Consider the following 16,815-nt stretch of genomic DNA (forward strand, 5'->3'; position numbering starts at 1 on the left):
GCCGGTCGACACTCATTCGTCCGGACGAGAGTGTAAAGCGCCGTCATGCCCGGGCTTGTCCCGGGCATCCACGTCTCTCCCTTAGCTCGCACCTAGCGGAGCCTCGTGGATGGCCGGGACAAGCCCGGCCATGACGCAGGAGAGACGGCAAACCCGCTCATTGCTGAATGTCGATCAGGCGCCGTGAAAGTCACGCCCCGGGCATGACGAAAGCGAGCCTCAGCCGGCCTTCTTCTCCGGATGCTCCGCCAGGAAGTGCTCCAGCCAGTGGATGTCGTACTGGCCTTCCGCGATGGCCTTGGTGCGCACCAGCGTGCGGAACAATGGCAGGGTGGTGTCGATGCCGTCCACCACGAACTCATCCAGCGCCCGCCGCAGCCGCATGAGACACTCGTCTCGCGTCTTTCCGTGGACGATCAGCTTCCCCACCAGCGAGTCGTAATGGGGCGGGATCGAATAGCCCTGGTAGGCATTGCTGTCGACGCGGATGCCGAGGCCGCCGGGCACGTGATAGTGGGTGATGCGCCCCGGTGAGGGGCGGAACGTGGTGGGGTGCTCGGCGTTCACGCGGCATTCGATGGCATGGCCCTCGAACACCACATCCTCCTGCCTGAGGTTCAGCGGCTCGCCTGCGGCGACGCGGATCTGCTCGTTGATGAGGTCGATGCCGGTGACCATCTCGGTGACGGGATGCTCCACCTGGATGCGGGTGTTCATCTCGATGAAGTAGAAATTCCCGTCCTCATAGAGGAACTCCACCGTGCCGACGCCGAGATAATTCATGTCGCGCATGGCTTTGGCGACGGTCTCGCCGATCTCGGCGCGCTGGGCCGGGGTGATGACCGGGGAGGGGGCCTCCTCCCACACCTTCTGGTGCCGGCGCTGGAGCGAGCAGTCGCGCTCGCCCAGATGGATGGCATGGCCGCGCCCGTCGCCCAGCACCTGCACCTCGATGTGGCGCGGCTTGGCGAGGTATTTTTCCAGATAGACCGCATCGTCCCCGAAGGCGGCCTTGGCTTCTGAGCGGGCGGTGGAGAGGGCCTGGGAGAGGTCGTCGGCGGTCATCGCCACCTTCATGCCCCGCCCGCCGCCGCCGGCGGCCGCCTTCACAAGCACCGGAAAGCCGATCTCGGCCGCCACGCGCTGGGCTTCCTCATCCGAGGTGATGCCACCGTCCGAGCCGGGCACCACCGGGATGCCGAGCCGCTGGGCGGTCTTCTTGGCCTCGATCTTGTCGCCCATGATGCGGATGTGCTCCGCCTTGGGGCCGATGAAATGGATGTTGTGATCCTTCAGGATCTCGGCGAAGCGGGCATTTTCCGCCAGGAAGCCGTAGCCGGGATGCACCGCGTCCGCGCCCGTGATCTCGCAGGCGGCGAGCAGCGAGGGCACGTTGAGGTAGCTCTCGCGCGCTGGGGGCGGGCCGATGCACACGCTCTCGTCCGCAAGGCGCACATGCATGGCGTCGGCGTCGGCCGTGGAATGCACGGCAACGGTGGCGATGCCCAGCTCCTTGCAGGCGCGCAGGATGCGCAGGGCGATCTCGCCGCGATTGGCGATCAGGATTTTCTTGAACATGGGCGCCGCCTGCCTTCACCTGCGCCGGTGCTTGGGGCGAACCGCCCGCACCGGGAATTTTCTTCACTCACTCGATGACGAGCAGCGGCTCGCCATATTCCACCGGCTGGCCGTTCTCCACGAGGATGCGGGTCACGGTGCCGGTGCGGGGCGCCGGAATGGCGTTCATGGTCTTCATGGCCTCGATGATGAGGATCGTCTGGCCTTCCTTCACGCTGGCGCCCAGCTCCACGAACGCGGCCGCGCCGGGTTCGGGTGCCAGATAGGCCGTGCCCACCATGGGCGAGGCCACCACGCCGGGATGCTTCGAGAAATCCGTGGCCGCGTGGCTCACCGGTTCGACAACCGGACCGGCCACGGCCGCATGCGGAGCGGCGTTATAGATGGGCGCCGGCGCCGCGATGGTCACGGGCGCGGGCGTGCGGACCACACGGATGCGCAGCGCGTCGTGCTGCACCTCGATCTCGGTCAGGTCGCTGTCGGACAGGAGTTGGGCGATCTCGCGCACGAGAGCCGAATCGATAGGGGGCTTGTTGCTTTTCATCATGGTGTTTGCGATCGCGCGGCGGGCACGGCCGAGCAAGGGCTCCTTAGGGAAAGGCGGGTCATGCGGCATCCGGCCTCGTCGCCGCCAGAGCGGCGATGCCGAGGACGTAGCTCTGCGGGCCGAAACCGCAGATCACGCCGCGCGCAACTGGAGAGAGATAGGAGTGATGCCGGAAGGCTTCCCGGGCGAACACATTGGAAAGGTGGACCTCGACCGTGGGCACGCCCGCCGCGCCGATGGCGTCTCGCAGGGCAACCGAGGTGTGGGTGTAGGCGCCAGCATTCAGCACGATGCCAAGCGCGCCGCGCGCCGCATGGATCTGCTCCACCAGCTCGCCCTCGTGATTGGTCTGGCGGAAAACCACGTCCAGTCCATGGGTGGCGGCGGCGTTGCGGCACAGGGCCTCGATGTCGGCGAGCGTCGTCGTGCCGTAAACCCCCGGCTCGCGCGTGCCGAGCAGGTTCAGATTGGGTCCGTTGAGGACATGGACGACGTGATCGGACATCCGTGCATAAAAGCCTGGAGCGGCATCGTCCTCGGCGAGGACAATGCGTCTCGAATCATGGCCGGCGGTCCTCCGCCGGTGCCGGCAGCGCCGGGCGAGCGTTTATAGGGGGAGCGCGGCGTCATGAAAAGCCGTTGCGCGCAAAGGCCTGTGGGTCGCGCCCGTTTCCACCCGTTACCGCTCCCCCTCCCCTTGCGGGGGGAGGGGACAGCAGCAATCTCGGTTCGACCCGTTCAGTTGGACTTGGGCTTGCGCTGGGCGTCGACCGTGGCCTTGAGCTTGTCGTAGCCCACCGAGCCGATCACCACCTCGTCGCCGATGATGAAGCTCGGCGTGCCGTTGAGGCCGAGCGCCTGGGCGATCTTCATGCTCTCGTCCAGCGTCGCGTTGAGCTCGGGCGAGGTGGCCACCTTCTGGATGGCGGCCGGGTCGATGCCCACGTCCTTGGCGGCCTGGAGCGCCTTGGCGCGATCGGCCTGCCCGCGGATGCCGAGGAGCGCATCGTGAAAGGCGAGGTATTTTTCCGGGGCGACCATGCGCACCGCCACCGCCACCTGCGCGGCCTCAACGGAGCCTGGGCCGAGGACCGGGAATTCCTTGAAGATCACCTTCAGGTTCGGGTCCTTCTTGATCAGCTTGTCCACGTCGGCCAGCGCCTGCTTGCAGTAGCCGCAATTGTAATCGAAGAACTCCACCAGGGTGACGTCGCCCTTCGGGTTGCCCACCACGACGCCGCGCGGCGAATCGAAGACGAGGCCCTTCATCTCGGAGAGCGCCTTGCCACGGCCTTCCGCTTCCTGCGCCTGCTGCTTCTTTTCAAGCTCGCCGATGACCTCCTGGAGGACTTCCGGATTCTTCATCAGATAGTCGCGCACCACGGTGCCGATCTCGGCCTTCTCGGCGTCGGTGAAGGCGGCGGCGGGGGTGAGCGTCGCGGCCATGGCGCCGAAGGCGGCGGCAAAGGCGAAGGCGGCGCGGGGGCCGGAGCGGAACATGGTGGTCTCCTTGAGGAAAAGGGTCATTGAGGCTTGGGCGGCTTGAAGTTGAGGATGTCGTCCGCCTTCAGCCAGCCCGGCGTGCCGGGCTTGAAGGTCTGGCGGGCCCGGGCGGCCAGCTCCTGGCCGGTGCGGTACTGGCCCGCCGCCATGAGGCCCTGGGCGGAGGCAAGGTCTGCATTCGCGGTGTCGCCCTTGCGGCCATAGGCCATGGCCAGCGAGCGCCAGCCTTCCACGGAATCGGGATCGCGCTGCGTGGCGCGGACCAGCTCGCTGATCGCCTCGTCGTTATAGGCCGGGTTGCCGGACTGGACCAAAGCCTGGCCGAGCATGGCGCGGATCAGCGCATTGCCGCCGGTCATGGCCACCGCCTGGCGCAGCGGCGCGATCGCCTGTCCCGCGCGGCCCGATTCCAGCAGCGCCTGGCCCTTCAGCTCCTGGAAATAGGGGTTGCCCGGTTCCTTGGCGATGAGCGCGTCGATCTTGCCCACCGCCTCGTTCACATTGCCGAAGCGGTAGGCCGAGATGGCGCGGGCATATTGGGCGGCGAGCGACGTGTCGGAGATGGGATAGCGGCGATAGACCGCGTCCGGCCGCTCCATGAAGCCGAACAGCTTCGCCCGCATGAGGTCGTGCCGGGCCTGGAGGGCAGGGGGATCCTTGGAGTTGTAATAGGGGCTCGCCTTCGCCAGTTCCTCAAGCGCCGCGATGCGCTCGCGCGCCATGGGATGGCTCAGGAGGTAGGGATCGACCCTTTGGCTGAGGAAGAGCTGGTCGTTCTGGAAGCGCTGGAAGGTCTCCAGCATACCCTTGGCGGACTGGTGGGTCTCGTTGAGGTATTTCACGGCGGAACGGTCGGCCGCCTGCTCCTCGCCGCGCTGGTAGGAGAGCAAGGAGCGGCGGATCATCTCCTGCGGTGCGCTGATGGCGCCCGCCGCCGCATTGCCGATATTGGTGCCGCTGGCGCCGGCGGCAGCACCCGCCGCGACGCCCGCACCTGCCAGCAGCATGGCGACGATGGCCATGGTCTGCGCGCCCGCCAGCTGCTCGCGCATGCGCGCGAGATGCCCGCCGGCGATATGGCCGGTCTCGTGGGCGAGCACGCCGATGATCTGGTTCGGCGTGTCCGCATCCATCAGCGCGCCGGCATTGATGAAGATGCGCTTCCCGTCGGCCACGAACGCATTGTAGGAGCGGTCACCGATGATGGTGACCTCCACATTCTGCTGGGCGAGCCCCGCCACCTTCAGCACGGGGCGGGTATAATCGCGCAGAAGGTTCTCGATCTCGGCATCGCGGATGATCTTCGGGCGCGGGCCGCTCTGCCGCTGCTCCTGGGCGTTCACGCCATGGAGGGGCAACCACAGGGCCGCCAGCAGCGTCAGGCCCCGCGCCGCGCGCATTGCAATGGTCGAAACCCCACTCATCGGCCGCAATGCGTCTCCATTCCGGGCCTGGCGCAACCGCCGCCGCTCGAATCCACCCTTGGCGCCCAGGGGCGCACGGGGTACGAGACGAAGGAACACAGGCCGGCCCCACGGGTCAATGCGCCCCGCATTCACGTTAGGGCGAAGGGCCTACCCACAGCGCGAATGCGGCGGCAGCACGGCGACGCCGGCAGGATTGAACGCCATGAACCTCTCCCCCCACATCCGCAGCCTTGCTTCCGGCCGCAGCGCGGTGGCGCCCTTCATCGTCATGGACGTGATGGAGCATGCCGCGCGGCTGGAGCGCGCTGGCGCGCATGTGATCCATATGGAAGTCGGCCAGCCGGCCGCGCCCGCGCCGCTGTGCGCGCGCCGCGCCGCCGCCGCCGCGCTGGAGCGCGGGCAACTGGGCTATACGGCGGCGCTGGGCATTCCCTCGCTGCGCGCGCGCATCGCGCGGCATTACGGGGAGGCGCATGGGCTGGCGCTCGACCCGGAGCGCGTGGTGGTGACCAGCGGCTCCTCCGCCGGCTTCATCCTGGCCTTCCTCGCTCTGTTCGAGGCGGGAGACCGGGTGGCCATCGCCGCGCCGGGCTATCCGCCCTATCGGCACGTGCTCTCCGCGCTCGGCTGCGAGCCGGTGCTGATCGAGACCCGCGCCGAGGACCGTTTCGCACTGACGCCGGAGAGGCTGATCGCCGCCCACCGGGAGAAGCCGCTGGCCGGCGTGCTCGTGGCGAGCCCGGCCAATCCCACCGGCACCATGATGGACCGCCCGGCTCTGGTGGCGCTGCATGCCTGCGCCCGCGACCTCGGCCTGCGCTTCATCTCGGACGAGATCTATCATGGCCTCGATTATGCGTTCCCGGCGGTGAGCGCGGCCGAGATCGCCGACGACGTGGTGGTGATCAATTCCTTCTCGAAATATTTCTGCATGACCGGCTGGCGGGTCGGCTGGATGGTGGTGCCGCCGGACCTCGCCCGCACCATGGAGCGCCTTCAGCAGAATCTCTCCATCTCCGTGCCCACCCTCTCCCAGATCGCCGCCGAGGCGGCCTTCGACGGGCGCGAGGAGATGGAGGCCATCAAGCACGGCTATGAGGAGAACCGCCGCATCCTGGTGGAAGGCCTGCCCAAGGTGGGGCTCGACCGCTTCCTGCCCGTGGATGGCGCCTTCTATCTCTATGCCGACGTCTCCCGCTTCACGGGCGATTCCGCCGCCTTCGCCTCGCGCCTGCTCGATGCCGCCCATGTGGCGGCGACGCCGGGGATCGATTTCGACCCGTTCCGAGGAAAGCAGTTTCTGCGCTTCTCTTATGCCGGCTCGGCAGAGGATATGCGCGCGGCGGTGGAGCGGATCGGGGTGTTCCTGAAGGCGGAGTAGGGAAGCAGCTTCCCATAAGTGCGCCCTTGTCCTGCACAAGCGAAAGCGAAGCTTGAGCGCAGATGCGGGACCCAGCGCAGGACTCCGGCGAAGCCGTCACCCCGCGACCAGCGCCCTCACGCCTCCGCTGCGTAGCAGCGAAGGCTCATTGAAGCGCCTTCGGCGGATTCTTGCGCTGGGTCCCGGGTTGCATTCCACGCCTTCGGCGTTCCATGCCCCCAGGACAAACAGGTGCGCGGGGAGGGAAGACCTCACACCCCCAAAAACGTCAGCTCCGTCTCGTCATAGCGGCGCTGTTCCAGCACCTCGAACCCGTCCGGCACTACGAAGGCGCCGGCCTTCTCCTCCACCACCACCAGCGCGTCCGGCGCGAGCCATCCCCCCTGGCGGGCCGAAAGCAGCGCCGCCTCGGCGAGGCTTTTGCCATAAGGCGGGTCGCAGAAGATGAGGGAATAGGCGTCCCCCGGCGGGCAGTCGCCGAGCTTCGTGGCGTCGCGCCGGAAGATGCGGGTGGTGCCGGTGAGTCCCAGCGCCTCCACATTCTCGCGGATCAGCGCGCGGGCCTCCACCGCCTCCTCCACGAACAGAGCGAAGGCCGCGCCGCGCGAGATGGCCTCGATGCCGAGCGCGCCCGTGCCGGCGAACAGGTCCAGCACCCGCGCACCGTCGGCGGCGTCGCCATAGGCATGGGCCAGCACGTTGAAGAGGGCTTCCCGCAGCCGGTCGGAGGTGGGGCGGGTCGCCTGGGAGGAGGGGGCTTTCAGCGCCCGCCCCCTCAAGCTACCGCCGACGACGCGCATGGTTCAGGTGCGCTTGCGCGGACCGGCGGGCTTGCCGCCACGCGGCGGGCCGGACCGCTTCGGTCCGCCAGCCTTGGGCCCTGCGCCTTTTGCACCACCCCGGGGGGCGCCGCTCCTTGGACCGCCTTTCGGCGGGCCCTTGGGGCCGCTGCGTTCACGCGGCGGACCATCGCCACGGGGCTCGCGATCGATGAAGCCGACATTCTCGCCGCGCCGTTCCCCGCGCGGCTTTCCGCCGGCAGGCCGCGCCTTGGGGCCGGCACCGCGCGAGGGCGGTCCGGAACGTTCCCGACGCTCTTCCCGCTGGCCTTCGGGACGCTCCTCACGCCAGGGCCGGAAGTCCTCGCGGGGAGCCTCGGAGGCCACTTCACGCCGACGCGGACGCTCTTCGCGCCCTCCTGGACCTTCTTCTCGGTGACGCGGGCGCTCCTCGCGGGCACCAGGCCCCTCCGCGCGCGGGCGCGGCCGGAAACCTTCGCGCGAGCCACCTAGGCCTTCCTCGCGGCGGCGGGGACGCTCTTCGCGTCCACCTGGACCTTCCTCCCGGCGACGCGGGCGCTCCTCGCGGGCGCCGGGACCCTCCGCGCGCGAGCGCGGCCGGAAGCCCTCGCGCGAGCCGCCGGGGCCTTCCTCGCGGCGGCGGGGACGCTCTTCGCGTCCGCCTGAACCTTCCTCCCGGCGACGCGGGCGCTCCTCGCGGGCGCCAGGACCTTCCGCGCGCGGGCGCGGCCGGAAACCTTCGCGCGAGCCGCCTGGACCTTCTTCCCTGCGGCGGGGGCGGGCATCCTCGCGCCCTTTGCCACGCTCGTCCCCTCGGCGGAAATCCTCACGGCCTTCGCCTTGCGGGCGCGGGCGGCGGGGCGGGGGACGGCTGTCATCGCGGCGCGCATCGTCCCGCTCGAAGCTCCGGCCTTCGGCGCCGGCGGGCCGGCGGCCACGGGGGCGCTCCTCGAAGCTGGAATCAGGGCGGCGGGGACCGGCGGGGCGCTTTCCGGGCGGGCCGGAACGGCGCGGGCGCTCATCATCGCGCTCGAAGCGACCGCCTTGCGGCCGATCCCGACCGGGGCCTGACCGGCGCTGAGGCCGCTCCTCTTCGCGGGGCGCGACCACGCGCTCCACCTTGATCTCGCGGCCCTTGCGGTCGGCCACCGTGCCGCGGCTCTCCACCGCGCGCTCGGGGTCGGCGCGCCGGCTACGGACGCGGAAGTCGCTGGTGTCTTCCTCCGCGCCGTGGGGATGGCGGGCGCGGGCGCGGCCTTCCGGCTCGCGCTCCGCGCGGCGGGGACCTCGGGCGGGACGGCGCGGCGCGTCGTCCTCGTCCGCCGGGCGCACAAGGCGGCGGGGTGCTTCTTCCAACGTGCGCTCGATCAGCGGACCGTCAAAATCGGCGCCGGAGGCGGCGACGATGTCGGCACCGATCTGGTCGCGCAGGATGCGCGTGCGCACCTCCTCGATGCCGTTCTCCTCGATCTCTCCAAGCTGGAACGGGCCATAGGAGACGCGGATCAGCCGGTTCACGGCCATGCCGAGGGCGGCGAGCACGTTGCGCACTTCGCGGTTCTTGCCCTCGCGCAGCGCCACCGTGATCCAGACGTTCGCCCCCTGCACGCGATCCAGCGTCGCCTCGATGGGGCCGTACTCGATGCCTTCGACGGTGATGCCGCGCAAAAGCCCGTCCAGCCTCGCCTGGTCGATCTCGCCCTTGGCGCGCACGCGGTAGCGGCGTAGCCAGCCGGTCTCCGGCAGTTCCAGCGCACGGGCGAGGCCGCCATCATTGGTAAGCAGCAGCAGGCCTTCGGAATTGAGGTCGAGCCGCCCGATGGAAACGAGGCGCGGCAGGCCCTTGGGGAGGATCTCGAACAGGGTCGTGCGCCCTTCCGGGTCGCGGTTGGTGGTCACCACGCCCTTGGGCTTGTGATAAAGGAAGAGGCGCGTGCGCTCCTTCTCGGGCAACGGCTCGCCGTCCACCTGGATGGTGTCTTCCGGCGTCACGGTGAAGGCGGGGCTTTCGAGAATGACACCGTTCACGGCCACGCGGCCGGCGGCGATCCACTCCTCGATCTCGCGGCGCGAGCCGAGGCCGGCGCGGGCGATGACCTTGGCGATGCGCTCGGCATCCGTCTTCTCGGTGGCTGTCGAGGCGGGGGCGATCGCGCGTTTGATGCGCGGAACGCGGTTCTTGTCCTTGCGGGGCGGCAGTTTACTGGGCATGCATGGCGGATAGCACGAACCTTGCCTTGGGGCGAGGTGGCGAGGACGCGTAAAGCACGTGAGCGAGACTTTCATGCAGATGGCGCTGGCCGAGGCCCGCGCAGCCGCGGAGCGCGGCGAGGTGCCGGTGGGCGCCGTGCTGGTGCGCGGCTCCACCGTGATCGCCCGCGACGGCAACCGCACCCGGGAGCTGACCGACCCCACCGCCCATGCCGAGATGCTGGTGGTGCGCGCCGGCTCGACCATGCTCGGCGCCGAGCGGCTGCTCAACTGCGATCTCTATGTGACGCTGGAGCCCTGCGCCATGTGCGCGGCCGCCGTCTCCTTCGCCCGCGTGCGGCGGCTCTATTATGGCGCGCCGGACCCCAAGGGCGGGGCGGTGGAGAGCGGGCCGCGCTTCTATTCCCAGCCCACCTGCCACCACGTGCCGGAAGTCTATGGCGGCATCGCCGAGCGGCAGGCGGCGGAGGTGCTGCGCACCTTCTTCAGGGACAGAAGGTAGGGTTCTTGGACCGTCAGGCTCCCTCTCCCGCTTGCGGGGGAGGGCTGGGGAGGGGGCACCTCAAGCAGAGCGACCCATCCGGATCAGCGGCCAGCGCCCTTTCCCTTTCCCTAACCCTCCCCCGCAAGCGGGAGGGGGAATGAAGCAACGGTCCCTCCCGGGGAGGGGAACCTCAGCCCAAAAACCCCTTCAGCGCCGCCAGCACCGCTTCGGGCGCTTCCTCGCACATATAATGCCCGCTGTGGATCGGCGCGCCCTGGAGCCTCGGCGCGAAGGGCCGCCAGGATTCGAGCGGTCCCGTGCTCACCGAGCCATGGTCGCCCCACAGCACCAGGACCGGGCACTCCATGACCCGGCCGGCGGCGAGGTCCGCCTCGTCATGGGCGAGATCGATGGTGGCACCGGCCCGATAATCCTCGCAGGCGGCGCGGATATGGTCCGGCGAGGAGAAGGCGGCGCGGTAATGGGCGATGGCACGCGGATCGAACACCGAGAGATTCTTCGGCCCGCTCCAGCTCGCCAGCGTCCAGTCCAGGAAATAAAGCGGGTCCTTGCCGATCATGGTTTCGGGGAAGGGATGGGGCTGGGCGAGGAAGGACCAGTGATAGGATTTCAGCGCCCGCGACCGGTCGATGGCATGCCACGTGGAGACGGTGGGGGCGATGTCCAGCAGAGCGAGGCGGTCCACCCGGCCCACATTGTCCAGCGCGAGGCGATAGCTCGCCCGCGCGCCCCGGTCGTGGCCGACGATGGCGAAATGGGCGTGGCCCAGATGCTCCATCATGGCCACCAGCGCCTCGCCCATGGCGCGCTTGGAATAAGGCGCGTGGTCCTTGCCCGGCTCGGGCGCGGCGCTCCAGCCATAGCCCGGCAGATCAGGGATGATGACGCGGTGGGTTTTCGCCAGTGCCGGTGCCACCCGGTGCCACATGACGCCGGTCTGGGGGAAGCCGTGCACCAGGAGGAGGGGCCGGCCCTCGCCGCCGGTGCGCACGAAGATGCGGCCGGCAGGCGTGTCGATATTGTGTGCCTCGAAGCCCGGATAGAGCTCTGCGAGTTCGGCCATGGCGTTCCTCCCGCTGGCGTCTATTTGAGCGCGCGCCAGCCTATGTCGTTGCGGTAGAAGCCTTCCGGCCACTGAATCTTTTCAGCCGCCTCGTAGGCCCGGTCACGGGCCGCCTTCAGATCGGCTCCGGTGCCCGTGACATTCAGCACGCGCCCGCCATTGGACACCAGCTTCGCGCCGGAGCGCTTCGTGCCGGCGAGGAACACCAGCACGCCCTCGGTGCGGGCCGCGTCTTCCAGGCCGGAGATTTCCGAGCCGGTCTGGTGCGCGCCGGGATAGCCCCGGCTGGCATAGACCACGGTGAGCGCCGATTTGGGCGACCAGGAGACGCTCGCTTCCGCAAGCTTTCCGTGGGCCGCCGCGTCGAGCAGCGGAAGCAGGTCGCTTTCCAGCCGGGGCATCAGCACCTGGCATTCGGGATCGCCGAAGCGGCAATTGTATTCGATGAGCTTCGGCCCGGATGCGGTGAGCATGAGCCCGGCATAGAGCACGCCGCGGAACGGCGCGCCCAAAGCGACCATGGCCTTGGCGGTGGGCACGACGATCTCGCGGATCGCCCGCGCTTCCAGTTCCGGGGTCAGGACCGGGGCGGGGGAATAGGCGCCCATGCCGCCGGTATTGGGCCCGAGGTCGCCGTCGAAGGCGCGCTTATGGTCCTGCGCGCTGCCGAAGGGGAGGACGGTCTCGCCGTCCACGAGGCAGAAGAGGCTCGCCTCCTCGCCTTCCATGAATTCCTCGATCAGCACTTCCTGGCCGCCGGCGGCGAACACCTGGTCGATGGCGGCGATGGCCTCCTCGACGGTGAGCGCCACCACCACGCCCTTGCCGGCCATCAGCCCATCCGCCTTCACGACGATGGGCGCGCCTTCCGCATGCACATAGGCCCAGGCGCTTTCCGGCGTGGTGAAGCGGGCGAAGGCGGCGGTGGGGATGCCGTTCTCGCGGCACAATTCCTTGGTGAAGAGCTTCGAGCCTTCCAGCCGCGCGGCGGCGGCGGTGGGGCCGAAGGCGGGGATGCCGGCCTCGGCGAGCCGGTCCACCAGCCCCGCCACCAGCGGGGCCTCGGGGCCGACCACCACAAGGTCGATGGCATTCTCGCGGCACCAGGCGACGAGCGTCTGGTGGGCGGAGAGGGGAACGCCCTCCACCACCTCCGCATGCTCCGCAATGCCGGGATTACCGGGGAGCGCGTAAAACTGGGTCATGGCCGGGCTCTGTGCGAGCTTCCAGGCAAGAGCATGTTCACGGCCACCTGAGCCGAGCAGCAGCACATTCATACGCATTCCTCCCGCGTAAAACCGCTATCGGCTCGCGTCGGCACAAACAAGGGGTCCGGCATTGCGCTCGCCGCATGGGGGGGAACCCGGCTATGCTCTTGCCTCTTTCCTCAGATGCGAATCCGAGTCGATGGCTGCCGTAAGCGAATCCCGTCCCAACACGCCTGAATGGACCGTTTCCGAGCTGTCCGGCGCGCTGCGCCGCACGGTGGAGGACGCCTATGGCCATGTGCGCGTGCGCGGGGAGATCTCCGGATATCGCGGGCCACATTCCTCCGGCCACGCTTATTTCAGCCTGAAGGACGAGGGCGCCCGGCTGGACGCGGTGTGCTGGAAGGGCACCTTTGCGCGGCTGAAGGTGCGGCCCGAGGAAGGGCTGGAGGTGGTGGCCATCGGCAAGCTCACCACCTATCCCGGAAAATCCGGCTACCAGATCGTCATCGAGGCGCTGGAATTCGCCGGGGCCGGCGCCATCATGGCCATGCTGGAGGAGCGGAAGCGGCGCCTCCAGGCGGAAGGGCTGTTCGACCCCGCGCGCAAGGTGCCGCTGCCCTTCCTGCCTTCGGTCATCGGCATCGTCACCTCGCCCACGGGGGCGGTGATCCGCGACATCCTCCACCGCCTGTCCGACCGTTTCCCCCGGCGCGTGGTGGTGTGGCCGGTGCGGGTGCAGGGCGAGACCAGCGCGGCCGAGGTGGCCGCCGCTATCAGGGGGTTCAATGCCCTGGAGGTCGGCGGGCCGATCCCCCGGCCGGACCTCATCATCGTGGCGCGCGGCGGCGGCTCGCTGGAAGACCTGCTGGGCTTCTCCGACGAGGCGGTGGTGCGCGCGGCGGCCGAGAGCACCATCCCGCTCATCTCGGCGGTGGGCCATGAGACCGACGTGACCCTCATCGATTTCGCCGCCGATGTGCGCGCGCCCACGCCCACCGCCGCGGCCGAAATGGCGGTGCCCGTGCGGGCCGAGCTGCTGGCCGGCGTGCGCACCCTGCATGGGCGCCTTGCGGCTGCGCCCGCGCGCCTTTTGGAGCGGCGGCGCGGGGATTTGCGGGCGCTCTCCCGCCTGTTGCCGGCGGCGGACGCGCTGCTGGCGGTGCCGCGCCAGAGGCTGGATGCGGCGTCCGGCCGCCTGCCGCGCGCGCTCCGCGCCAATGCCAGCGCCCACCGCATCCGCCTCCATCAGGTGCGCGGGCGCATGTCGCCCGCCATCCTGCGCGGGCGGCTGGAGCGCGGCATGGACCGCACCCGCCAGCTCGGCCGCAGCCTCACCCAATCCACAGGCCGGCTACTGGAGCGCCGCAAGGAGCGGCTCGGCGCGGCGGTGATCCGCCTCAGCGTGGCGCAGGCGGCCAATCTGCGGGCGCAGCGGGTCCATCTCGCGCGCTGCCGCGAGCGGCTGGCGGACCTCCATGCGCGCGGGCTGCGTAGCGTGAAGGTGACGTTGCGCGAGCGGGCGCGGCGCCTTGTGGGGGCGGCGCAGCTTCTCGAAGCGCTCTCCTATCATGGTGTCCTGGCGCGCGGCTTCGCGCTGGTGCGGGACCAGGCGGGGCAGGCGGTGCGCAGCGCCGCCGGCGTCTCCGCCGGACAGGCGCTGGACCTCGAATTCGCCGACGGCCGCGTGGCCGTGGTGGCGGGCGGGGGCAAGCCCGCGCCGCGGCGCGCGGCCTCCACGCCTCCCCAGCCGAGCCTGTTCGACGCTCCGGAATGATCCCGACCTTTCCCCGCGGGCGCCGAGCCACTATCTTGCTGGCAGCAAGTCAGCGAAGCATCGGCTGAGATGAACAGATTCGAACGTTTTCCCGAGGCGGGCGGCGAGGCCCAGGTGCGTTATTTGGATGGCGAATTCCGCATCCTGCGCCCAGGCAGCTTCGTGCGTTGCGCCGTGACGGGGCAGTCCATCCTCCTCGACGAACTGCGCTATTGGAGCGTGGATTTGCAGGAGGCTTATGCGAGCCCCGAGGCCGTGTTGGCGCGCGTGCTCCAGGAGCAGGGCAAGCGGGAGATGTGAGTCTCCGGCGGATCACATGTTGGGAGAATGAGGGGTCGCGCTCTTCCGACCGTCATGGCCGGGATTGTCCCGGCCGTGTTTCTGCGTGCTCGTAAGGGCCATCGACATCAGACGATCGCGGTCAGGACGAAGGCGGCGGCCAAGATAACCACAAGCGTCGGCACGGCCCACATCAGAAAGTAATAGGCCTGTTCCTGGACATAAGGCCCGAAGGCTGTTTCCAGGACCCTGAATCGGCTGAACACCATGTTGATCAGAAAAGCCACGCCGAGGACCGCATAGTTCAAGGCGAATAGCCGTGTGACCGTGTTGTCGCCCGATGAGAGAAAGACATAGCCGGTATAGATGGTGAAGTTCAGCGCAACCACAGCGAACAAGCCGCCGATATTGATGTTGAGGAGATCGACGGGATCGCTCTGAAGCTTTCCCTTTTCGACCGACTCGAGCCATATGGTCAGCAGCGGGATGAGCAGAGAGGCCAATAGGGGGATGAAGATCGCCGCCGCAACCTCGCCTAGCTGGCGCGCGATCTCCAGGCTGGCGACGACCTGATCGTTGACGGTATTGTACCACGCCGCGATGGGCTTCAGCGTCAGGTCGATGGCGCCGATAGTCCAGCCGAACAGCTCCAGGTCCCTTGCCGGCCGGCTGAAGTTGATGTCGGACTGATCGAAGCGCAGTGCCAGGATGTTGGCAGGTTCATCGAGCGTGGCGATGTCGATCGTGAGAGCCTGACGATCGAAGGGAAAGCGTGAGACGGTGAACGGCGTCGAGAAACTGCCGCGCGTCCTGCGCATCAGCTCCACCCATCCATTCGGGTAAATCCGCAGACCTGTCGCCAGCACCTCCGATTCGCCCTTGAGATTGGCCAGCACCACCGGGGGAACCCACATTGTCGCGAGACGCGCTTCGGCCGCCGCTTGCCGCAATGTCAGCGGCGCCTCGCCCGGCTTCGCGCCCGGGATCGCCAGCCGCATATCCTGCCACCGGACCCTGAGGTTCACCGTGGCATCGAAGGTGCCGCCGCTCTCGTCGAAGGCGTCGAGCTTCGTCATGGCGAGGCCGACATGAACGAGGATTGGAAAGCCCTGATCGGTGGGCATCTCGGGCGCTGCCGCCGGTTCCGCGCGCGCCAAAGACGGCACGGCTACGGCTGAAGAGAGAAAAAGCATCAGCGCAAGGAGCGCGGCGCGCAGGCTCGAAGGGGGGAGGGGGCGCGGCCAAGCGGCGGTGGTCACGAGGGCGCTCCCGCCCTGGCCCGGCGCAGGCGAACGCGATCGTAGAGCTCCACGAAGGGCTGAAGCTCCCCCGCAAACCGCTCCGATCCCTCGATCGGGTCGAGCGGCCCGCCATTCGCCAACGAGACGAGACCTTCGCCGAGAACCTGAAGCGGGCGAACCACGAAGCCGCGCACCACGATCAGGATGATGCCGCAGAGCAGGACCATCACCACCAGCGCCATCGTTGCCAGCCAGACCATCGAGCGCCCCCAGGCCGCGCGGGAGTCGCCGAAATCGCGCGCCGCCGCGATGACGCCGAGTGGTGCTCCCAAGGCGTTTGTCAGGGGAATGAGCACGACGCCTTGGACGAGGCCGTCGGCGTCGCGGGTATAGGTGACGGGCTCGGTCACCACGGCGAGGTCCGACGGCTCGACCAATGCCGCCATGGTCGCTGCATTGGTGGTTTCAAGGCGGATATAGTGGCCGACGCGATTATCTTCCCCCAACCGCTCGGGCGCGATGTTCTTGCCGAACTCGCGCAGCAGTTCGCCGTCGACGAAGAGTGCGAGGTCGATGCCGTAGGCCACCTTCAGGTCGGCCAGCAGCGGGCCGAAGGCGATCCCAACCTCGAAACTCCCGAGGTGCCTGCCATTTGCATCGGTGATGGGCGCGACGCCGAAGATGGCCGGACCGTTGCGCGCGCTGGCGATGCCCTTGATCGGCGCCTTGTCGCGGTTGGCAGCGACGACCATGGGCTTGGACGCCGTGCCGTCGTCACCGAAGGCGGAGGGCTCGTGCAGCCGCAGAACCGAGGTTGCGGGAGGCACGTGGAACTGCGCCTGATCGACGCCGTGGCGGGCCTTCTGTATCGCGAACATCGGGGCGAACTCGGCGAGGAGGGCCTTGCGATCACCGCCCGCCATCAGCGGTTGCGTCGGCGGCAGACTGGCGATCAGCTCGGCAGTCGCCAAGGCCTTGTTGCTGGCATTGGCGAGCGCGGTCTCCACGATCGCGCGCATCAGCTGAAATTGGTTTTCTTCCACCGCCGTGGTCAGCCGCGTGAATAACATCGCCGCTACGGCGGCCATTGCCGTGACCAGAACAATAACAGACAAGCAAAGCGTGACAGGAGCGCTTCGTCGAAACGTCATGCGACCCATTCCTTGTCAGATCAGTGTGGATACATTCTTCTGACAAAGAGGCTTGGACGGACCAGCTTGTGCGAGGCTTTCGCTTTATGTAGAAGCGGCTCGGAACATGCCGGAATAGAAGGATATTACACGGCTTGAACTCGG

General features: G+C 68.5%; 15 protein-coding genes. 4 read left to right on the forward strand and 11 right to left on the reverse strand.

Going from position 1 to position 16,815, the window contains the following annotated elements; all coding sequences use genetic code 11:
• Positions 1-219 precede the first annotated feature (219 nt).
• The 5 genes from accC to ABLE91_RS19565 form a co-directional block, all read right to left on the reverse strand.
• Positions 220-1,578, reverse strand: coding sequence for an acetyl-CoA carboxylase biotin carboxylase subunit (accC, locus tag ABLE91_RS19545; RefSeq protein WP_348933524.1), 1,359 nt, complete (start codon positions 1,576-1,578; stop codon positions 220-222).
• Between the two features lie 67 nt (positions 1,579-1,645).
• The gene (gene accB, locus ABLE91_RS19550) at positions 1,646-2,122 is read right to left on the reverse strand and encodes an acetyl-CoA carboxylase biotin carboxyl carrier protein (protein ID WP_510181981.1); all 477 of its coding nucleotides are present in this window, start codon (positions 2,120-2,122) and stop codon (positions 1,646-1,648) included.
• Between the two features lie 61 nt (positions 2,123-2,183).
• Positions 2,184-2,630 (reverse strand): type II 3-dehydroquinate dehydratase, encoded by a 447-nt coding sequence (aroQ, locus tag ABLE91_RS19555; protein WP_348933526.1) that lies wholly within the window; start codon positions 2,628-2,630, stop codon positions 2,184-2,186.
• Between the two features lie 233 nt (positions 2,631-2,863).
• Positions 2,864-3,652 carry a DsbA family protein gene (locus tag ABLE91_RS19560; protein ID WP_348933528.1) on the reverse strand — a complete coding sequence of 263 codons (789 nt, stop codon included), beginning with the start codon at positions 3,650-3,652 and terminating at the stop codon, positions 2,864-2,866.
• A complete protein-coding gene (locus ABLE91_RS19565; protein ID WP_348933529.1) occupies positions 3,649-5,052 on the reverse strand; it encodes a M48 family metalloprotease in 1,404 nt (467 codons plus the stop codon). The genes ABLE91_RS19560 and ABLE91_RS19565 overlap by 4 nt, the downstream gene beginning before the upstream one ends.
• Before the next feature lie 205 nt (positions 5,053-5,257).
• Here ABLE91_RS19565 and ABLE91_RS19570 point away from each other — a divergent pair, with 205 nt between their 5' ends.
• A complete protein-coding gene (locus ABLE91_RS19570; protein ID WP_348933531.1) occupies positions 5,258-6,436 on the forward strand; it encodes a pyridoxal phosphate-dependent aminotransferase in 1,179 nt (392 codons plus the stop codon).
• A 251-nt stretch (positions 6,437-6,687) separates the two neighbouring features.
• Here ABLE91_RS19570 and rsmD read toward each other — a convergent pair whose 3' ends face one another.
• Together rsmD and ABLE91_RS19580 are read right to left on the reverse strand one after the other, a co-directional pair.
• Positions 6,688-7,236 (reverse strand): 16S rRNA (guanine(966)-N(2))-methyltransferase RsmD, encoded by a 549-nt coding sequence (gene rsmD / locus ABLE91_RS19575; protein WP_348933533.1) that lies wholly within the window; start codon positions 7,234-7,236, stop codon positions 6,688-6,690.
• A 3-nt stretch (positions 7,237-7,239) separates the two neighbouring features.
• Positions 7,240-9,447, reverse strand: coding sequence for a pseudouridine synthase (locus ABLE91_RS19580; RefSeq protein ID WP_348933535.1), 2,208 nt, complete (start codon positions 9,445-9,447; stop codon positions 7,240-7,242).
• A 73-nt stretch (positions 9,448-9,520) separates the two neighbouring features.
• Between ABLE91_RS19580 and ABLE91_RS19585 the strand changes: the two genes are divergently transcribed.
• Complete coding sequence (locus ABLE91_RS19585) at positions 9,521-9,949, forward strand: nucleoside deaminase (RefSeq protein WP_348933759.1); 429 nt, start codon at positions 9,521-9,523, stop codon at positions 9,947-9,949.
• 172 nt (positions 9,950-10,121) lie between these two features.
• Here the strand turns inward: ABLE91_RS19585 and ABLE91_RS19590 are convergent, their stop codons facing one another.
• Complete coding sequence (locus ABLE91_RS19590; protein WP_348933537.1) at positions 10,122-11,015, reverse strand: alpha/beta fold hydrolase; 894 nt, start codon at positions 11,013-11,015, stop codon at positions 10,122-10,124.
• A gap of 20 nt (positions 11,016-11,035) precedes the next feature.
• Positions 11,036-12,292, reverse strand: a complete 1,257-nt coding sequence (gene purD, locus ABLE91_RS19595) for a phosphoribosylamine--glycine ligase (RefSeq protein ID WP_348933539.1) — start codon at positions 12,290-12,292, stop codon at positions 11,036-11,038.
• Between the two features lie 130 nt (positions 12,293-12,422).
• Here purD and xseA point away from each other — a divergent pair, with 130 nt between their 5' ends.
• Positions 12,423-14,000, forward strand: coding sequence for an exodeoxyribonuclease VII large subunit (gene xseA / locus ABLE91_RS19600; protein WP_348933541.1), 1,578 nt, complete (start codon positions 12,423-12,425; stop codon positions 13,998-14,000).
• Between the two features lie 69 nt (positions 14,001-14,069).
• Positions 14,070-14,300 (forward strand): DUF2093 domain-containing protein, encoded by a 231-nt coding sequence (locus ABLE91_RS19605; protein ID WP_348933543.1) that lies wholly within the window; start codon positions 14,070-14,072, stop codon positions 14,298-14,300.
• Between the two features lie 107 nt (positions 14,301-14,407).
• On the opposite strand, the gene ABLE91_RS19610 is transcribed toward ABLE91_RS19605, so the two are convergent.
• Both ABLE91_RS19610 and ABLE91_RS19615 read right to left on the reverse strand, forming a co-directional pair.
• Entirely contained in the window at positions 14,408-15,538 is a 1,131-nt protein-coding gene (locus tag ABLE91_RS19610) for a ligand-gated ion channel (protein ID WP_348933544.1), read from the reverse strand.
• Positions 15,535-16,671 carry a cache domain-containing protein gene (locus tag ABLE91_RS19615; protein WP_348933546.1) on the reverse strand — a complete coding sequence of 379 codons (1,137 nt, stop codon included), beginning with the start codon at positions 16,669-16,671 and terminating at the stop codon, positions 15,535-15,537. The genes ABLE91_RS19610 and ABLE91_RS19615 overlap by 4 nt, the downstream gene beginning before the upstream one ends.
• Positions 16,672-16,815 lie beyond the last annotated feature (144 nt).

This window comes from Aquabacter albus (assembly GCF_040049275.1).
Lineage (GTDB): Bacteria > Pseudomonadota > Alphaproteobacteria > Rhizobiales > Xanthobacteraceae > Aquabacter.